This window comes from Acidobacteriota bacterium, assembly GCA_020349885.1.
Taxonomy (GTDB): domain Bacteria; phylum Acidobacteriota.
The window spans coordinates 2,196,173-2,213,241 of the sequence record CP070701.1; the positions used below are offsets into that span (position 1 = coordinate 2,196,173).

General features: G+C 61.7%; 15 protein-coding genes. 5 read left to right on the forward strand and 10 right to left on the reverse strand.

From position 1 onward, the window contains the following. Positions 1 to 13: 13 nt before the first annotated feature. Both carB and JSV08_09325 read right to left on the reverse strand, forming a co-directional pair. The gene (carB, locus tag JSV08_09320; protein UCF80685.1) at positions 14 to 3,274 is read right to left on the reverse strand and encodes a carbamoyl-phosphate synthase large subunit; all 3,261 of its coding nucleotides are present in this window, start codon (positions 3,272 to 3,274) and stop codon (positions 14 to 16) included. Between the two features lie 182 nt (positions 3,275 to 3,456). Further along, entirely contained in the window at positions 3,457 to 3,606 is a 150-nt protein-coding gene (locus tag JSV08_09325; protein UCF80686.1) for a hypothetical protein, read from the reverse strand. A gap of 82 nt (positions 3,607 to 3,688) precedes the next feature. Here JSV08_09325 and rpmE point away from each other — a divergent pair, with 82 nt between their 5' ends. Then, positions 3,689 to 4,648: a 50S ribosomal protein L31 gene (gene rpmE, locus JSV08_09330; protein UCF80687.1), complete on the forward strand. Its 960-nt coding sequence runs from the start codon at positions 3,689 to 3,691 to the stop codon at positions 4,646 to 4,648. A gap of 178 nt (positions 4,649 to 4,826) precedes the next feature. Then, positions 4,827 to 5,918, forward strand: coding sequence for a peptide chain release factor 1 (prfA, locus tag JSV08_09335; GenBank protein UCF80688.1), 1,092 nt, complete (start codon positions 4,827 to 4,829; stop codon positions 5,916 to 5,918). A 98-nt stretch (positions 5,919 to 6,016) separates the two neighbouring features. Here prfA and JSV08_09340 read toward each other — a convergent pair whose 3' ends face one another. Both JSV08_09340 and murA read right to left on the reverse strand, forming a co-directional pair. Then, positions 6,017 to 6,790 carry an ABC transporter substrate-binding protein gene (locus tag JSV08_09340; protein ID UCF80689.1) on the reverse strand — a complete coding sequence of 258 codons (774 nt, stop codon included), beginning with the start codon at positions 6,788 to 6,790 and terminating at the stop codon, positions 6,017 to 6,019. Between the two features lie 6 nt (positions 6,791 to 6,796). Then, on the reverse strand, positions 6,797 to 8,059 hold the full coding sequence (gene murA, locus JSV08_09345) for a UDP-N-acetylglucosamine 1-carboxyvinyltransferase (GenBank protein UCF80690.1): 1,263 nt from the start codon (positions 8,057 to 8,059) through the stop codon (positions 6,797 to 6,799). 182 nt (positions 8,060 to 8,241) lie between these two features. Here murA and JSV08_09350 point away from each other — a divergent pair, with 182 nt between their 5' ends. From JSV08_09350 to JSV08_09360, 3 genes are all read left to right on the forward strand, one after another. Next, positions 8,242 to 8,931, forward strand: a complete 690-nt coding sequence (locus JSV08_09350; GenBank protein UCF80691.1) for a ribonuclease HII — start codon at positions 8,242 to 8,244, stop codon at positions 8,929 to 8,931. Between the two features lie 82 nt (positions 8,932 to 9,013). After that, positions 9,014 to 9,181, forward strand: coding sequence for a hypothetical protein (locus tag JSV08_09355; protein UCF80692.1), 168 nt, complete (start codon positions 9,014 to 9,016; stop codon positions 9,179 to 9,181). Between the two features lie 9 nt (positions 9,182 to 9,190). Continuing rightward, the gene (locus JSV08_09360; GenBank protein UCF80693.1) at positions 9,191 to 11,626 is read left to right on the forward strand and encodes an LptF/LptG family permease; all 2,436 of its coding nucleotides are present in this window, start codon (positions 9,191 to 9,193) and stop codon (positions 11,624 to 11,626) included. 143 nt (positions 11,627 to 11,769) lie between these two features. On the opposite strand, the gene JSV08_09365 is transcribed toward JSV08_09360, so the two are convergent. From JSV08_09365 to JSV08_09390, 6 genes are all read right to left on the reverse strand, one after another. Then, positions 11,770 to 12,174, reverse strand: a complete 405-nt coding sequence (locus JSV08_09365) for a WxcM-like domain-containing protein (GenBank protein ID UCF80694.1) — start codon at positions 12,172 to 12,174, stop codon at positions 11,770 to 11,772. A gap of 45 nt (positions 12,175 to 12,219) precedes the next feature. Then, positions 12,220 to 12,966 carry a metallophosphoesterase family protein gene (locus tag JSV08_09370; protein ID UCF80695.1) on the reverse strand — a complete coding sequence of 249 codons (747 nt, stop codon included), beginning with the start codon at positions 12,964 to 12,966 and terminating at the stop codon, positions 12,220 to 12,222. After that, on the reverse strand, positions 12,948 to 13,100 hold the full coding sequence (locus tag JSV08_09375; protein UCF81880.1) for a 4a-hydroxytetrahydrobiopterin dehydratase: 153 nt from the start codon (positions 13,098 to 13,100) through the stop codon (positions 12,948 to 12,950). The genes JSV08_09370 and JSV08_09375 overlap by 19 nt, the downstream gene beginning before the upstream one ends. Then, a complete protein-coding gene (locus JSV08_09380; protein UCF80696.1) occupies positions 13,084 to 13,965 on the reverse strand; it encodes a 4-hydroxy-3-methylbut-2-enyl diphosphate reductase in 882 nt (293 codons plus the stop codon). Before JSV08_09380 ends, JSV08_09375 begins: the two co-directional genes overlap by 17 nt. Positions 13,966 to 14,166: 201 nt before the next feature. Beyond that, positions 14,167 to 15,204 carry a 2-oxoacid:ferredoxin oxidoreductase subunit beta gene (locus JSV08_09385; protein ID UCF80697.1) on the reverse strand — a complete coding sequence of 346 codons (1,038 nt, stop codon included), beginning with the start codon at positions 15,202 to 15,204 and terminating at the stop codon, positions 14,167 to 14,169. Between the two features lie 2 nt (positions 15,205 to 15,206). Continuing rightward, entirely contained in the window at positions 15,207 to 17,009 is a 1,803-nt protein-coding gene (locus JSV08_09390; GenBank protein ID UCF80698.1) for a 2-oxoacid:acceptor oxidoreductase subunit alpha, read from the reverse strand. Between the last annotated feature and the right edge of the window lie 60 nt (positions 17,010 to 17,069).

Here is a 17,069-nt window from a genome sequence, read left to right on the forward strand (position 1 = left end):
TTCAGAGATTCCATTAACTGATTCCTGGCGGCTGACTCTTTATCCCCGGCGGCTGCTTCCGGACCATCGGCGGCTTCTTAAACCACGCCTGCAGCGGCAGGACGGAGAGCTTGGCGTCGCGTAGCGCGCAGACGCCCTCGAGCGCGGCGGCCGCGCCCGACAGCGTCGTTATGAGGGGCACGTTGTGGCGAATGGCGTTTCGGCGGATGGCCGCTTCGTCGTAGAACGATTCTTTCCCGATGGGCGTCTGGACGATCAGCTGAATCTGCCCGTTCTTGATGAAATCCACGGCGTTCGGGCGCCCCTCGTTGACTTTGTTCAGGGCTTCGCACGGAACGCCCGCCGCGCGAACGGCCGCCGCCGTTCCCCGCGTGGCGACTACGCGGAACCCGAGGTCGTGAAAGCCGCGGGCTAGCGGCACTGCTTCCGGCTTGTCCTCGTCGTGCACGGTGACGAAGACCGTGCCTTCGAGGGGGAGGGTGACGCCGGCGGCGAGCTGGGACTTCGCGAAGGCCTCGCCGAACGTTTCCGCAATGCCCATCACCTCGCCCGTCGAGCGCATCTCGGGCCCCAGGGTGGAGTCGGCTCCCGGGAAGCGGGAGAAGGGAAGCACGACCTCTTTCACGCAGAAGCCGCGCGGCTCGGGCGCTCGTGCGAAGCCGAGCTCCTTGAGTGTTTTCCCGAGCATCACCTTGGCGCCCAGTTTCGCAATGGGCACGCCGATGGATTTGCTCACGAACGGCACGGTGCGCGAGGCGCGCGGGTTGACCTCGAGCACGTAGATGCGGCCGTCGAGGATGGCGAACTGGACGTTCAGGAGACCAACGACGCGGAGCGCTTCGGCGAGGCGCACCGTTAGCGCCCGCAGCTCTTCCTGGTGCTCGCGCGAGACCTTGAAGGGCGGAAGGACGCAGGCGCTGTCGCCCGAGTGGATGCCTGCCTCCTCGATGTGCTGCATGATGCCCGCCACCACGACGTCGCGACCGTCGGAGATGGCGTCCACGTCGAGCTCGAACGCGTCCTCGAGAAACTCGTCCAGAAGGACGGGCCGCCCCGGCGAGATTTCAACCGCCTCTTTGAGATAGGAAAGGAGGACCTCCTCGTCGTAGACGATGGCCATGGCGCGCCCTCCGAGGACGTACGAGGGGCGCACGAGGAGCGGATAGCCCACCTTCTGCGCCACCTGCAGCGCTTCCTCGGGCGAAGCGGCCATGCCGTGCCGCGGGATGCCGACCCCGAGGCGCGTCATCAGTTCGTTGAATTTCTGGCGATCCTCGGCGAGGTCGATGCTTTCGGGTGACGTGCCCAAAATCGGGACGCCGTGGTCGGCGAGCCCCTGCGTGAGGTTGATGGGCGTCTGCCCCCCGTACTGGACGATGACGCCCATGGGTTTTTCCTTCTCGACGATGTTCAGCACGTCCTCCAGGGTGAGCGGCTCGAAGTAGAGCCGGTCGGAGGTGTCGTAGTCGGTGCTCACGGTCTCGGGGTTGCAGTTGACCATGATGCTCTCGCAGCTCTCCTCGCGCAGGGCGAACGAGGCGTGCGAGCAGCAGTAATCGAACTCGATGCCCTGGCCGATCCGGTTCGGGCCGCCCCCCAGGATGAGCACCTTCTTGCGCGAGGTCGGGTGCGCCTCGCACTCGCTCTCGTAGCTCGAATAGAGATAGGGCGTGTACGCCTCGAACTCGGCGGCGCAGGTATCCACGCGCTTGTAGACGGGGCGCATGCCGAGGGCCTCGCGGCGGGTGCGGACAGCCTCGGCGGAGACTTTCCAGAGCGCGGCAAGCTCCTCGTCCGAGAAGCCGTACTCCTTGGCGCGGCGCAGCAGCGCGGAGGAGACGTCGGGCAGGGATGTTTCGCGCAACGTTTCCTCCAGGGAAACCACTTCCTTCATTTGGCGCAGAAACCATGGGTCCAGCATGGAAAGGGATGCGATTTCCTCGATGCTCGTTCCGTCCCGCAGCGCCGCGTAGACGTAAAACAGCCGCTCGTGGGTCGGCGTGATGAGTTTTTCCTTCATCCGGGACGGATGCACTTTTCGATAGGCCGAAAGCCCGGCCGCCCTGATCTCGAGCGAGCGCACCGCCTTGCCGAGCGCTTCCTTGAAGGTTCTTCCGATGGCCATGGTCTCGCCGACGCTCTGCATCTGGACCCCGAGGATGCCGCTGGTGCCGGGGAACTTCTCGAACGTGAAGCGAGGGAGCTTCACGACGGTGTAATCGATCGTCGGCTCGAAGGACGCGGGCGTCTCGCGCGTGATGTCGTTCTGGATCTCGTCGAGCGTGTAGCCGGCGGCGAGCTTCGCCGCGAACTTCGCAATGGGGAACCCCGTCGCCTTGGAGGCTAGGGCGGAGCTCCGCGAGACGCGCGGGTTCATCTCTATGACGACCATCTCGCCCGTCTCGGGGTGGACGGCGAACTGGATGTTCGAGCCGCCGGTCTCGACACCCACCCTCCGGATGACGCGCATGGCCCAGTCGCGCATCTTCTGGTACTCGCGGTCCGTAAGCGTCTGCGCGGGGGCCACGGTGATGCTGTCGCCCGTGTGGACGCCCATGGCGTCGAAGTTCTCGATGGAGCAGATGATGACGGCGTTGTCAGCCAGGTCGCGCATCACCTCGAGCTCGAATTCTTTCCATCCCACGACGGCCTTCTCGACGAGCACCTCGTGGATGGGGCTCGCGTTGAGGCCGGCGGCGGCCAGATTTTCGAACTCCTCGATGTTGTAGGCGATACCTCCCCCATGGCCGCCCAGCGTGAACGAGGGGCGGATGACTACGGGGAACGATAGCTCGCGTCCGAGCCGCATGGCCTGCTCCAGGGTGGTCGCCGTGCCGCTCGGGGGCGTCGCAAGGCCGACCTCCTCCATGGCCTGCTTGAATAATTTCCGATTCTCGGCCACCTCGAGGGCGTGCAATTTCGCGCCGATGAGCTCGACACCCAAGCGCTCGAGCGCACCCGACTTCGCAAGCGCCACCGCGACGTTGATGGCCGTCTGCCCCCCCATCGTCGGAAGGAGCGCGTCGGGGTGCTCAACTTCGAGGATTTTTTCGACCACCTCGGGGACGATGGGCTCGATGTAGGTCACGTCGGCGAACTCTGGATCCGTCATGATGGTCGCCGGATTCGAGTTCACCAGGACGACCTCGTAGCCTTCCTCCTTGAGCGCCTTCAGGGCCTGCGTGCCCGAGTAGTCGAACTCGCACGCCTGCCCGATGATGATGGGCCCGGAGCCTAGGACGAGGATTTTCTGTATGTCGGTGCGGCGGGGCATTTCTTATCTACTTTTCTTAATGAGATGCCATTCGTCTCGATGAAGACGAAATGAAAGCGGAGTGCTTTGCACGATGCTATCTTGCGCTTGAATCGACCGATACGGGTGTGCCGGCGGAGGGAAAGCGGCGTTAAATCGACGGGAGTGGAGAAAGGGCGTCCTTGGTCTTCCGCCGGAAGCGCTCACGCCCCCCACCGCTTCTTGTCGAACCCGAAATAGACGCGCGCCCCTTCGACAATGATCGGGCACTTGATGAGGTTGGGCGAGAGCGGCATTTCCGCGATGGCCGATTTCTTCGCGGGCCGCTCGTAAAAGACTAGCTTCTTCGCCATGAACACAACATAGCACCAAGAGGGCGAAATTTGCAACCCAGGCGGGATTGTGCTACTCTGAGCGCGAATAACGAGGTTTTCCATGCGCGAAGGCATTCATCCCGAATACCAGGAAGTGAAGGTGCACTGCTCGTGCGGGAACGAGTGGGTCACCCGCTCGACGAAGAAGAACCTGCGCGTCGAGCTTTGCTCCGCGTGCCACCCGTTCTTCACGGGCAAGCAGAGGTTCGTGGACACGATGGGGCGCATCGAGCGCTTCCAGAAAAAATTCAAGCTTTCCGACTACTTCGAGCCCAAGAAGCCCAAGGAAGAGGAGCCCGCCGAGGAAGCCGCTCCCAAAGTCGGGGCGCTGGAATACAAGGAGGAGGCCGAGGTGCAGGCCGTGGAGGCAGCGCCGGCGGCCGAGCCCGCCGCAGTCACAGAGGAGCAGGCCGCGCAAGCCGCAGCACCTCCTCCCCCGCCCGCGGCGCCTGCGCCCGAGCCTGCGACGCCGCAGGAGAAGTTCGATGCTATGTTTCCGTCGCCGCCGCGCGAGCTGCCGACTGAGGAGGAATTTGCAGAAATTGAACGGGAGCGTAAGCGCAAAGCGGAAGCCGCCGCTGCGGCCTCTGCGGCGCAAGCCGTCGAGCCGGCGGCAAAGCGAAAAGCTAGACCGCCCAAAAAGAAGGCGGCCCCTACTGCGCGAGTCGCTAAGCCGAAGGTAAAACCAAAAGCAAAACCGGCAAAAAAGAAGGCGGCCCCTGCGGCGCGAGCCGTTGGGCCGAAGGTGAAACCAAAAGCGAAGCCGGCCAAAAAGAAGACGGCCGCCCGCGCCCCGAAGGCGGCGAAAGCCGTGAAGACCAGGAAGGCCGCGGCCGCCAAACCGAAAATCTCCGCTTCCAAGAAAAAGGCGGCTCCGGCGAAAAAAGCGGCGCCGAAGAAGAAAGCCCTTTCAAAGCCCGCCGCGAAGAAAGCGGTCAAGAAAAAACCTTCGACCAAAAAGCCCGCTTCCAAGCGCACCCCGTCCGCTTCCCGCGCCTCGTCCAAGAAAAAAGAGTCTTAGCTCGCCCCCAAGCGAGCTTTTTCCGATTCCCTCTGAGTTGACGTGTATTAATTTCGAGGCTGAGATTGTCTTGCGATTTTCTCGACTTCCTCAACCGCCGCGGAGCCAACGCGAGTGCGCCGCAGGCGTGCGAGAATCGTAAAAATAGACCTGAAGGCTTTACAAATTAGGTTGACCCATGAAAACGTTTCTGGAAAAACTGAAGAATCTTGAGGCGCGCCGCGAGGCGCTCGCGCAGCGGCTCGCCGAGCCGAAAGCGCTCGAAGACCAGCAGGAGTATCGAAAGCTTTCCAAGGAATATGCGGAGACCGAGGAGCCGGTCGAGCTCTTCCGCAGCCACCGGAAAGCGCTCGCGGACCTGCAGGCCGCGAAGGAGCTTCTCTCCTCGAGCGACGACAAGGACATGAAGGCGCTCGCGCGCGAGGAAGTCGCGACGCTCGACTCGAAGGTCGCGTGCCTCGAGGAGGCGCTCAAAGAAGCGCTCCTGCCGCGCGATCCGAACGACGAAAAGAACGTCGTGCTCGAAATCCGCGCGGGCACCGGCGGCGAGGAGGCGGCGCTTTTCGCGCAGGAAATCTTCCGCATGTACATGCGCTACGCGGAGCGCCGGGACTGGAATTTATCCATCGTGGACGCGCACGAGACGGGGCGCGGCGGCTACAAGGAGATTGAGGCCATCGTGGAAGGGCAGGGCGCCTACAGCCGCCTCAAATTCGAATCGGGCGTTCACCGCGTTCAGCGCGTTCCGGAGACCGAGGCCTCGGGGCGCATACACACCTCGGCCGTCACGGTGGCCGTCCTGCCCGAGGCCGAGGCCGTCGAGGTGAAGATTCCCGAGAAGGAGTTGCGCATCGACCGCTTCTGCTCCTCGGGCCACGGCGGGCAGAGCGTCAACACGACGTATTCCGCCGTGCGCATCACGCACATTCCCACGAACATCGTCGTACAGTGCCAGGACGAGCGCTCGCAGATCAAGAACCGCGAGCGGGCGATGCGCGTTCTGCGGGCGCGCCTGAAGGCGATGAAGGAATCGGAGCAGGCCGACGCGCGCGCACGGGAGCGCCGCTCCCAGGTGGGCTCTGGAGACCGGAGCGAGAAGATTCGCACCTACAATTTTCCCCAAAACCGCGTGACCGACCACCGCATCGGCCTCACGGCGCACGAGCTGGAAAGAATCCTCGACGGCGAGCTCGATGCGTTCATTGACGCGCTCGCGGCGCACGCGCGCGCCGGGGCGATGCAGGAAGGAGAGGAAATTGGCGGGGCGTGAAGCTTAAGCAGGGGCCAGCCGTCAGGGATCAGTCGCCAGTTAAAGAATTTTTTCTTTTTGCTGATCCTTGATTCCTGGTCCCCGGTTACCGATCCCTGTTAATACGCCACGCCCCAGCGGGCGCCCGGCGAGAAAAGCGAATAGAGCAGTTTCAGCCCGGCGGGCGTCCGCGCGCCGTGCCAGCACAGGTCCTCGCCCGGGACCAGGTGGACGCGGCCATGCTCCACGGCGGGGCAGGGCAGGGCGCTGGCGAGCTCCTTCGCATGCTTTCCATTAAAAGGAGCAGGTCCGCCCCGAAGAAGGAGAATCTCCGGCGCCAGCTCCTCGAGCTCCTGCACCATCGCCTCGGGATGTTGCGCTGAGGGTTGCACATGTGTGCCGCCCGCGGCCTCGATGAGGTGGTGGACGTAGGTCTCACGGCCCGGCGTCCTGTAGGGCTCTCGCTCCGTGAGGCACGCGACGCGCGGCCTCGGCTCGGGAGGATGGTTCTGGCAATACTCGTAGTGCGCCTTGATCTGCGCGAGGAGCAGGTTGGTTGTTCTGCGCGCGACGCCCGTGCGCTTGGGAAGCTCGCTCAGCGTATCGAGCACGTCCGCGATGGTCACGGGCCCAGTCAGCCAGACGTTCAGGCCCGCGGCGCGCAGTTGCTCCACGTGCTCCTCGGCGGTTTCCCCGCGGCCCGCCAGGACCAAATCGGGCCGGAGCGGGAGGACGCGGTCGACGCGGAGCGTTCTCGCGCCGCCCACTTTTTCCTTGCCCGCGACGCCTTCGGCGGGATGAATGCAGCCGTCCGTGACGCCCACGATCGAATCGCCCGCGCCGAGGGCGAACAGGGTTTCCGTCATGCTTGGAACCAGTGAGACGATGCGCATCTCGCCTTACTCCTCGCGGCGCTCCACGTCGGCGCCGAGGGCGCGCAGTTTCTCCTCGATGCGCTCGTAGCCGCGGTCGAGGTGGTAGACGCGGTGGACGACGGTCTCGTCATCGGCCGCGAGGCCCGCAAGGACGAGCGAGGCGCTCGCCCGCAGGTCGGTCGCCATCACGTGCGCGCCCGTAAGCGGGGTGGGGCCGCGCACCACCGCCGTGCTCCCGTCCAGGCGGATGTCCGCGCCCATGCGCAAGAGCTCGCTCACATGCATGAAGCGATTCTCGAAAATGGTCTCCTCGATGACGGCCGTGCCATGTGCCTGCGTCATGAGAGCCATGTACTGCGCCTGCAGGTCGGTTGCAATACCCGGATAGGGCTGCGTGACCATGTCCCGCGCTCTGAGAGTATCGTCGGAAGGGCGCACGGCGACGGCGTCGTCGGCCTCTTCGAGACGGACGCCCGCATCGTGCAATTTATCCAAAAAGGCGCGCAGGTGCGCCGGGCGGACGCCGGCCGTGCGCACCGCGCCCCGCGTCAGGGCCGCTGCGGCGAGGAACGTGCCGGCCACGATGCGGTCCCCGACGACTCTGTGCTCGACGCCCCGGAGCGGGGTGCCGCCGTGGATGGTGAGGACGTCGGTTCCCGCGCCCTCGATGTGCGCGCCCATGGCGCCGAGCATCTCGGCCAAGTCCGAAACCTCCGGCTCGCACGCCGCGTTTTGAAGCACCGTCGTCCCTTCCGCCAGCGAGGCGGCCATCATCAGGTTCTCCGTGCCCGTGACCGTTTTCGTGTCGAAGAAAATCTCGGCGCCGCGCAGCCGTTTCGCCGTGGCGTGGACGTAGCCGTGCTCGACCGCGACCGAGGCGCCCAATTTCTTGAGCCCCTCGAGGTGCAGGTTGATGGGGCGCGTGCCGATGGCGCAACCGCCCGGAAGGGAAACTTCCGCCCGGCCCTCGCGCGCAAGCAGGGCGCCGAGCGTCAGGATCGAGGCGCGCATCGTGCGAACCAGGTTGTAGGAGGCGCGCCGCGTGTGAAGGTCCTCGGCGCGCAGCGAAAGGCGGCGCCCCTCCGCGTCGTGCTCGACGCGGACGCCGAAGCTGCGCAGAAGGGCCGCCATAGTCGAGATGTCGCGCACGTTGGGAACGTTTTCCAAAGTAACCGGCTCGGTCGTGAGAAGGGCGGCGACCATCTCGGGAAGGGCCGCGTTTTTGGCGCCCTCGACGAGGACTTCGCCCCGGAGGGATTTTCCGCCGCGAATCGTTAATATATCCATGGCAGCCTATTTCACGATTTCTTCATGGGATAGTTGTGGAAGACGGAGGAAATTGAGGAAACCGTGGAGAGTGTTGCGGCTTTTCCATGCGTTTTATTATATCATTAGCGGTCATGGCAGCGAGGCGCACGGGCGGCCGCCCGCATCGGAAAAACCCCGGCGGGGCAGGGCGGGGAAAATTTTTGACGACCCTCTACGGACCGCTTCATCCGGGGCCGCTTACGCGGCGCGACCCGTTGTGGAAGTCGCTATCGCCGAAGGAGCGCGAGCAGGAGCGCCTTCGCCGGCTGTTTTTTCACGAGGAGCCCCTGTGGGCCGAAGGCTTCGAGCGCATCGCGGGCGTGGACGAGGCGGGCGTGGGGGCGCTCGCGGGCCCGGTCGTCGCCGCAGCCGTCATCCTGCCGAGAGGCGCTTCCATCCCGGGGCTCAACGACTCGAAGCGCCTGACGCCGGCGCGCCGCGCCGCGCTTTTTCCGAAAATCAGGAAAGCGGCACTTGCCGTGGCCACGGGACGAACGAGCCCGCCCGAGGTGGACAAGCTGAATGTCTACCGCGCGGCTCTTCTGGCCATGCGGCGCGCCGTGGAAAGGCTGCCTCTCAGGCCGCAGTTCGTTCTCGTGGACGCCCGCCGCATCCCCGATATAAACGTGCCGCAGCGGCCCGTCGTCAAGGGCGACGCCTTGAGCCACACGATCGCCGCCGCCTCCATCGTGGCAAAAGTCACCCGCGACCGCCTCATGGCACGATACGTCAAAAAATATCCATCCTACGGCTTTTCCGCCCACAAAGGCTATGGCACAGCTGCTCACAAAGCAGCCATCCGCCGCCACGGTATACTCCGTATTCACAGAAAATCCTTCAATTTAGAGTAATTGGGACAAAAGAGGGGAGATAATCCTTTAGGAGTTGGATATCTGAGGCTTTTGCCACCATTAACTTCCCATAATATATATTATGTTAAATAACCGAGGTCGTCAGGCGGCGTGGCTTGTGAAAAAGTTCCTGGCGAGCAGGCTCATTCCTGCTTTTTTGGCGCCTGCGGCTTTTCTCTTTGGTCTTCACACGGCTTTCTTCCCCCTTCAGGCAGTAGCTATGGCTTTCATGGTGGTTTTTGTTTCATAATACTTAGCGATGAACACCCTTGACCGGTATCTCTTCAAGGAAATCCTGGGGCCGACCTGCCTGGGGTTCGCCATTTATACGCTGGCGATGCTTCTGAATCAGTTTCCGAGGCTCGCGGAAATCGCCGCGAAGCGCGGAGTCTCGCTTTGGGTCATCGCAAAGATGCTTTTGTCGAGCCTTCCGAGCATCGCTGTGCTCACGGTGCCGATGGCGTTTCTGGTCGGCCTCCTCATTGCCTTCAGTCGGATGTCGGCCGATTCGGAAATTACCGCGCTGCGGGCAAGCGGTGTAAGCTACGCTCGGATCTTCCGGCCGGCGTGGAAGCTCGGCGTCCTGTTTGCCCTCGTGACGCTCGTGATGACCTTGTTCGGCATGCCGTGGGGCAATTCCGCGCTCATCAACCTGCGCCTGAAGGTCTTTTCGACCAACGTGGCCAAGGCCGTGGAGCCGCGCATCTTTTTCGAGGGCATTCCCCGTTTCCTCCTCTACTTCGACCATTCCGAGCCGCGTGATCCCTACGTACGCCGCGTCTTCATCAGCCAGGAAACGCCCGGCCAACCCATGCAGCAGTCCGTGACGTTTGCCGAGCAGGCCCGCCTTTCGGTGGACGAAGAGAACACGCTTGTCGTTCACCTTGAAGAAAGCGAGACACATATCGTGGATCCCAGACAGCCGGACATCTATGAAAAAAGCGAGCAAGGGTCGCAGAACCTGAAGCCGCCAGAGGCGTCGTCTCGTGGTTTCATGCAGCAGCGCACGAAGGGACTGCGCGAGCAGACGCTCGGCGAGCTCTCTTCCACGCTTAAGAACTACAGGGCGACGGCGGACCCGAAGGCCCGCTTGCGGCAGGTCAATTCCGTATGGGTTGAGATCCACAAAAAATTCGCCATCCCCGTGGCATGCCTAGTGTTCGCGCTTCTCGGGATTCCCCTGGGCATCTCCAACGCGCGCGGCGGGAAAGTTTCGGGCTTCGTCATAAGCATCGGCGTGTTCATCGCGTACTGGATTTTTCTGTGGGGCGGCGAGCGCCTTTCCGACGAAGGCAGGCTTTCTCCGGTATGGGCCATGTGGTCGGCCAACCTGGTGTTTGCGGCGTGGGGCGCTCTTTTGTTTTGGAAGCGCAGCCGGAACGTGGACTGGGGAATATGGCGGCGGCTGCGCAAGCTCGCGCACGACCACATGCACGCTACGTTCGTTGTGGTCATCGCCCTGGGCATCGGCGCGTTCCTCGTGTACGGGATTCTTTCCGGAAACGGTGAAACCCCCTCGGACAAAGGCGGGCTTCCGCCGGTATGGACCATGTGGCTGGCTTTTCTCGCGCTTGCCGTGTTGGGCGTTTTTCTTCTTGGGCGGCACTACCTGAATCTTTTGGACCTCTATGCCTTGGGGCTTTTTGCCGGGTTCTTCGCGCTCGTTATGTTCTCCTTTCTTGCGTTGTTTTTGATTATCGAGGCCGTTCAGCTCGTTGATGATCTGGTCAAGCACGGCGTGTCCAGCCATGTATTCGCGAATTACCTGCTTTTTACGATCCCGCGCTTTGTCTCGTGGGCGCTGCCTCTGTCGGCCCTCGTCACGGCCATGCTCGCGGTAAGCTTCATGGTGCGAAACAACGAGGTCATCGCCGTGCACGCCGCGGGCGTGAGCGCTCTGCGCATGGCCGTTCCGCTGCTTCTGATATGCTCCGCCCTCTCGCTCGGGCTATTCACCCTGCAGGATTTCGTCCTCCCCACAACGAACCGGCGCGCCGAGCAGCTCAAGGACACCATCCGCGGCCGCTCTCCGCGCACCTACGCCAGGCCCAGCCGCCAGTGGATTTTCGGCGAGGGTTACCGCCTTTACAATTTCAGCATCCTAAATCCCGTTTCCGGCCGCATGCATGGCGTTCACGTGTTTACGCTCAACCCGATGACCTTCTCCGTGCGCGAGCGCGTGTTCGCGCGCACGGCCGTGTGGCAGGAAGAGAAGGAGTCCTGGCGCTTCGAGCGCGGCTGGGTGCGGCGCTTCCGCAACGAAGAAGAGGAGTTTGAGCCGTTCGACGTGCGCGAGTTCCCCTTCTCCGAATCCCCGGCCTATTTCGAGCCGGAGCGCTGGAAATCGCCCGACGTGATGAATTTCGTGGAGCTTCGGCGACACATCAAGGACTCCCGCCAGGCCGGCTACCAGGTGCGTTCCCTCGTCGTGAACCTGCACAAGAAATTTTCGTTTTCGCTCGTACCCTTCCTTTTGGCCATGCTGGGAATCCCCGTGGCGCTTCGTTTGGGACGGCACGGGGCGCTTTTCGGGCTCGGCCTGAGCATCGCTCTGGCCGTGCTTTACTATATCGCGTTCGTCTTCTTTAACACGATGGGTCTCCTGGGTACCCTTCCCCCCGCGCTTGCGGCATGGGCGGCCGATATCCTTTTCAGCATCGCCGGTCTCTACGCGTTCTGGCTCGCGCCGACGTAAGGACGCGGAGACCACGTCCCGACAAAAAGAAAATCCTGTCGCGAGAAATCAATTCATCATGGCGCGCGGGCGGATCGCCGAGAGTCGCGCCATGGTATTTTCAGGCTCGAACTTGCGTTTAACCGCGAACGGCGCCCGTATAATCAAGCCTCCCATGAGACCGCAACGGCGTCGGGGTCCTCTTCGTGAAAAGGCTCGCTGGAATAGATGAGCAAAAGAAGCGTCTCGGCGCCGGTGTTGCGGAAACGGTGGGCAACGCCGGGAGGAATTTTTACAGCGCGAAGGGACGCCTCATCGAGCGCAAGCGTTTCCTTCAGACCGGTTTCCGGGTCGAGCAGGTCGAGCGCGCACGCCCCGCGCAGGACACAGAACCACTCGGTTTTGCGCGCGTGGTAATGACTGCCCTTCGCCTGCCCAGGAAGAGCGCAGGTCACGTAGATCTGGCCGAATGTGGCGTCCGGCGCGAGATGCTCGCGGCGGAGGATTTCCGCGAGCCAGCCGCGCTCATCCTCATGCTTACGGAGCGTCCGGATTTCCACGCCGTTCATGGCTCGCTGACTCTTTGAGCGAATCGCTCAGGCGGTGGTCATTCGTCAAAGGCCGTAACTCAGGCGTTCGGCCATCGCGGGAGGGAGGCCCGCCTCAAGGATGCGGCGCTGGGCCTCCGCGATGTCGTAGGCGATGCGAAAGAACATGATCTCCCGCTTCTCCGGGTCGTAGAGAGCGTAGGCCGCCTTGGGGTTCTGGTCGCGCGGCTGGCCCACGGAGCCGGGATTGATAAGATAGCGGTTTTCTCGTTCGAATTGAAAGGTCGAGGAATCGCCGCGGGGCATGCGAACCTCGGCCGTACGGCCGTTGAGGCGGACGACCAGCGAAATGTGCGTATGGCCGAAGAAGCAGATTTTCCCTCTCTGCGCGGCAAAGGCTTCGCTTATGCTTTCCTGCGTGAGAAGGTAGGCGTCCTCGTCGGCCGGCGAGCCATGGGCGAGCTCGATTTCCTCGCTCAGCATGAGCGGCCCCTTCGGCAAGGAACGCAAAAAGGCAAGATTTTTCGCGCTCAGGTGTTCGCGCGTCCAGAGCGCCGCCTCGCGGGCGTCGCCTTGAAATTCCTGGCCGTCGCCCTCGACCCCGCTCGCCACGCGGTCGTGGTTTCCGCGAATGAAGGTCGTCTCGCAGCCCAAATTGCGAAGGCGCTCAATCGTTTCGTTCGGATCCGAGGCGTAGCCTACGAGGTCCCCCAGGACGATGGCCCGGTCGTAGCCGTGCTCTCCCGCCGCGGCAAGCACTTTCTCCAACGCGGGAATGTTCGAGTGAACGTCGCTCAGAAGGAGATAGCGCATTTTGGCCAGGCCAGCCGATTTATCTTTGAAGCCATGATGAAGTCGTTCTCGTAGAGGCCGTTAATTTTGTGCGTATACAGGGCGAGGCCCGCTTCAGACATCGAGCGTCCCGTTTCGTCAGGTGCGGGTCGCAGCTTGGAGCTTCGGCTCGCGACGCTCGGCGTAGGCCCTCAGCCAATCCACGACCTCTTGAATGGAGAAATTCGGTGTTGAAGCACCGGCCGTGATGCCCACGTGTTTGATGCCCTGAAACCATTCTTCCTTCAACTCACGAGCCTCAGTGACCAGGTGGGTGCGGGGCTGGTGCTCGGCGCAAATTTGGGCAAGACGTTTCGTGTTGCCGCTTAGTTTGCTGCCAATGACCACCATGGTTTCCACGCGTTTCGAAAGCTCATGCGCCGCTTCCTGGAGACGGGCCGTGGCGTCGCAAATCGTGTTGTGCACCTTGAGCTCGTGCGTGATCGGGATGAGCTTGTTGATGAGTTCGGCGAGCTTTTCGTAGCGTTGCGTCGTCTGCACCACGATTCCCACGCGGCTCCAGTACGGCTTGTCGGGAAGCTCGCTCGCCTGGCTTACCACGAGTGCCCTGCCGCCTGCGTGGCCCTGGATGCCGATGATTTCGGGATGCTTGGGCTCGCCGAGCAGGATCAGCTGGTAGCCGTCCTCGACCAGCTTCTTGGCGAGCTCCTGGGCGCGCGTCACGTAAGGGCAGGTCGCGTCCATTACGTTGTTGTCCTGATCGCCGGCCTGCCTGTAGAGTTCGGGCGGGATCCCATGCGCGCGGATGACCACCGTGGCCTCGTGCACATCCTTCATGTCCTTGAGCACGTTGACGTTTTTTTCCTTTTCGAGCTTCTCGAGCACGAGCTCGTTGTGAATGATGGGCCCCAGCGTATAGACTGTCTTGCCACCCGAGTCGTCGGTCGCCTTTTCCACCATTCGAACCGCGCGCTCAACCCCGAAACAGTAGCCGGCCGTCTCCGCGATTTCAATAATCATCGTGCTTCGATTCCCCCCTGTTTACGAAGTAACAGCGAAATTATAATATTTTACAGCTTTTTTCCATGGCTGTCAAACAGGCGATAGGGGATGAATTGGTCAAGCCTGAACGGGGAGCACTTCACGCGCAATCTCCGACCCCTGACGCCTGAAGCAGGCGAATGTGCCCCACCCTGTTCCCCTGCCCTGTCGCTTTTCCCCCTAGCGGAAGCCCTCCATAATCTCTTCCAGCGTTTCCTTGGGAAGGCGCAATTCCTCCTGCGAGAGCTGGGCAAGGGGTTTGTCGACGAGGGCCAGCGTTTGATCGAATCCGGTCGTGTCGGGGTTGACGTACAGAAGCCCCGTCAGGATTTGCTTCTTTGCTGCGGCCTCGCGCAAGACTCGGAGGGCGCCGATACGGTCGGTCGGGTCGTACTCCTTTTCGAGTTTTTTCAGGACGATATAGGAGCCGTCGGGGAGCTTGACTTCGAGCGTCTCGCCCTCGGGGTGCTCCACCTCCCGCGGCTCGTAAGACGGGATGAACTCGACCGCGTCAAGCGGCCATGCATGCTCCTTCACGTATTTGTAACTCTTGGTGGAACCTTCGTGATTGTTGTATGTGACGCAGGGGCTGATGACGTCAAGCAGCGCAAATCCGCGGTGATTGATGGCGGCCTTTAGGAGCGGCACCAAATGCTTGGGGTCGCCCGAATATGAGCGAGCCACAAAGTCACAACCCAACTCAAGGGCAAGGCCACAGCAGTCAATAGGCTTTTGTTTATTAACCTCGCCCGTTCTTAATGTCACTCCCACATCGGCCGTAGCTGAGAACTGTCCCTTTGTGAGGCCGTAAACCCCGTTATTAGCGATGATGTAGACCATACGAACATTGCGGCGGACGGTATGGACGAACTGGCCGGTGCCGATGTTCACCGTGTCACCGTCGCCGCTTACACCGATCACATAGAGCTCGCGGTTTGTGACAGCCGCCCCTGTCGCAACACTCGGCATGCGGCCATGCAGTCCATTAAACCCATGTCCGCTGTCGATAAGGTAGGTAATCGCCTTCGACGAGCAGCCGATACCGCTCATCTTGGCTACCATGTAGGGACTGATCCCGAGCTCGTAGTAAGCCGTAATGATGTGGGCGGTGATGGAATTGTGACCACACCCCTGGCAAAGCGTCGTGGGAAGGCCGGCATATGCATTTTTGGGAAATCCCGAGCGGTTAACCTTAACAGCGCGTGCTGGCGTCGCCATGGTTAGGCCTCCTTTTCCATCTTCAGGTAGGTTTCTGTAACGAAGGCAGCATCTATGGGAAAGCTGTTATAGTGCGGCATGGAGCGAACGCGTGGAGCGAGGTCCGGGAAGTTTATCTGCAGAATCTGCGCCATTTGGCCGTCGCGGTTCTGCTCCACCACATAGACCCGTTTGTGTTTCCCGACGAACTCCCGCACCTTTTCGTTGAGCGGAAGCGCCTTGAGCCGTAGATAGCCCGGCTCCTCTCCCCGGGCCCGCAACTGGTCGAGGCATTCCACGACGGCGCAGTGGGTGGTGCCGTAAGCTAAGAACGCCGTGCCGTTTTTCCCTTCGGCCACCGTATCTGGCTGCGGCACCCGATCGGCCGCCGTGCGATACTTCTTTTTGAGACGGTCCATCACGCGCACAAACACCTCAGGCTTCTCCGAGTACTTGGCGTTTTCGTCGTGGCCGGTTCCTCGCAAAAAGTATGACGCAAGCGGGTGATCGGTGCCGGGAAGCGTTCGGTAGGGGACGCCGTCGCCGTCAACGTCCTTGTAGCGTGAAAATTGCTTAAGCTCGTCCAGTTTCTTCGCATCCAGCACCTTGCCACGACGGAATGGTTCCGTCGAATATGGAAAGGAATCAGCCATCCAGTAGTTCATCCCGAGGTCGAGGTCGGTCATAACAAACACAGGTGCTTGGAACTCCTCGGCGAGATTGAAGGCCTCCTGCGTGAACGTGAAACACTCGTTGGCGGACGAGGGGAGCAACATAATGTGCTCCGTGTCGCCATGCGATATGTAGGCCGCTAGAAGAATATCGCCCTGCTGGGTGCGTGTCGGGAGCCCCGTGCTGGGTCCCACCCGCTGGACGTCGATAACCACGACGGGAACTTCGGTGTAGTAGGCAAGACCCAGGAACTCGCACATGAGCGATAAGCCGGGGCCCGAGGTGGCCGTTCCGGAACGCACGCCCGCCCAGCCCCCACCGATGGCCATACCCACCGCCGCAAGCTCGTCCTCGGTTTGGGTCACGGCGAATCTGAATTTGCCGTCTTCCGTCCTGCGGTATTTCTCCGCGTAGCGGGTAAGAACTTCTCCAACTTCGGAGGCCGGCGTAATCGGATACCATGGGAAGAAGGCACATCCACCGAACAGGCATCCCAGCGCCACCGATGTGTTGCCATCGATAAGTATCTTCCCTTTCGCTTCACTCATCGGCTCGAGGCGGTACGGAAAGTCGCCTTTAAAACTCTCCCCGGCATATTCCATCCCCCTGCGGGCGGCCACCAAGTTCAAGTCGATTGCTTTGCTCTTGCCCTTGAACTGCCCGCGGATGGCAGCTTCAAGGGCGTCCCATTCCAAGCCTATCAGCTGAGCTACTACACCCACATAAATTATGTTTACGACGTACTTCCTGAGGGCAGGGGTATCGCAGACTTCCACCCCGAGTTTGTCAAAGGAACAGGGATAGTATTGCAGGTCAGGCCGTGCCTTTTCGTCCACCGCCATGGAGTCGTTGTAGATGACTATCTTACCCTTGGGGACCCTGGCAATATCTTCCGTCGCAGTCTCGGGATTCATCGCAATCAAAATGTCGGCGTCATTGCGACGGGCAACGTAGCCGTCTTTGCTTGCGCGCACGTTGAACCAGGTAGGCAATTTCTGAATATTGGAAGGAAAAATATTCTTCCCGCTTGCGGGGATACCCATGTTGAGTATGGCCCGGTAAAGGACGTTGTTCGAGGACTGGCTGCCGGTGCCATTAACAGTTGCTATCTCAATGTTGACGTCGTTTACGAGAGGGGCGTTTTTGGAGGGCATACGCTACTGACCTATGGGAAGGAAAAAAGCGAATCGCTGGGGGCTCCGGTAGGGTCGTCG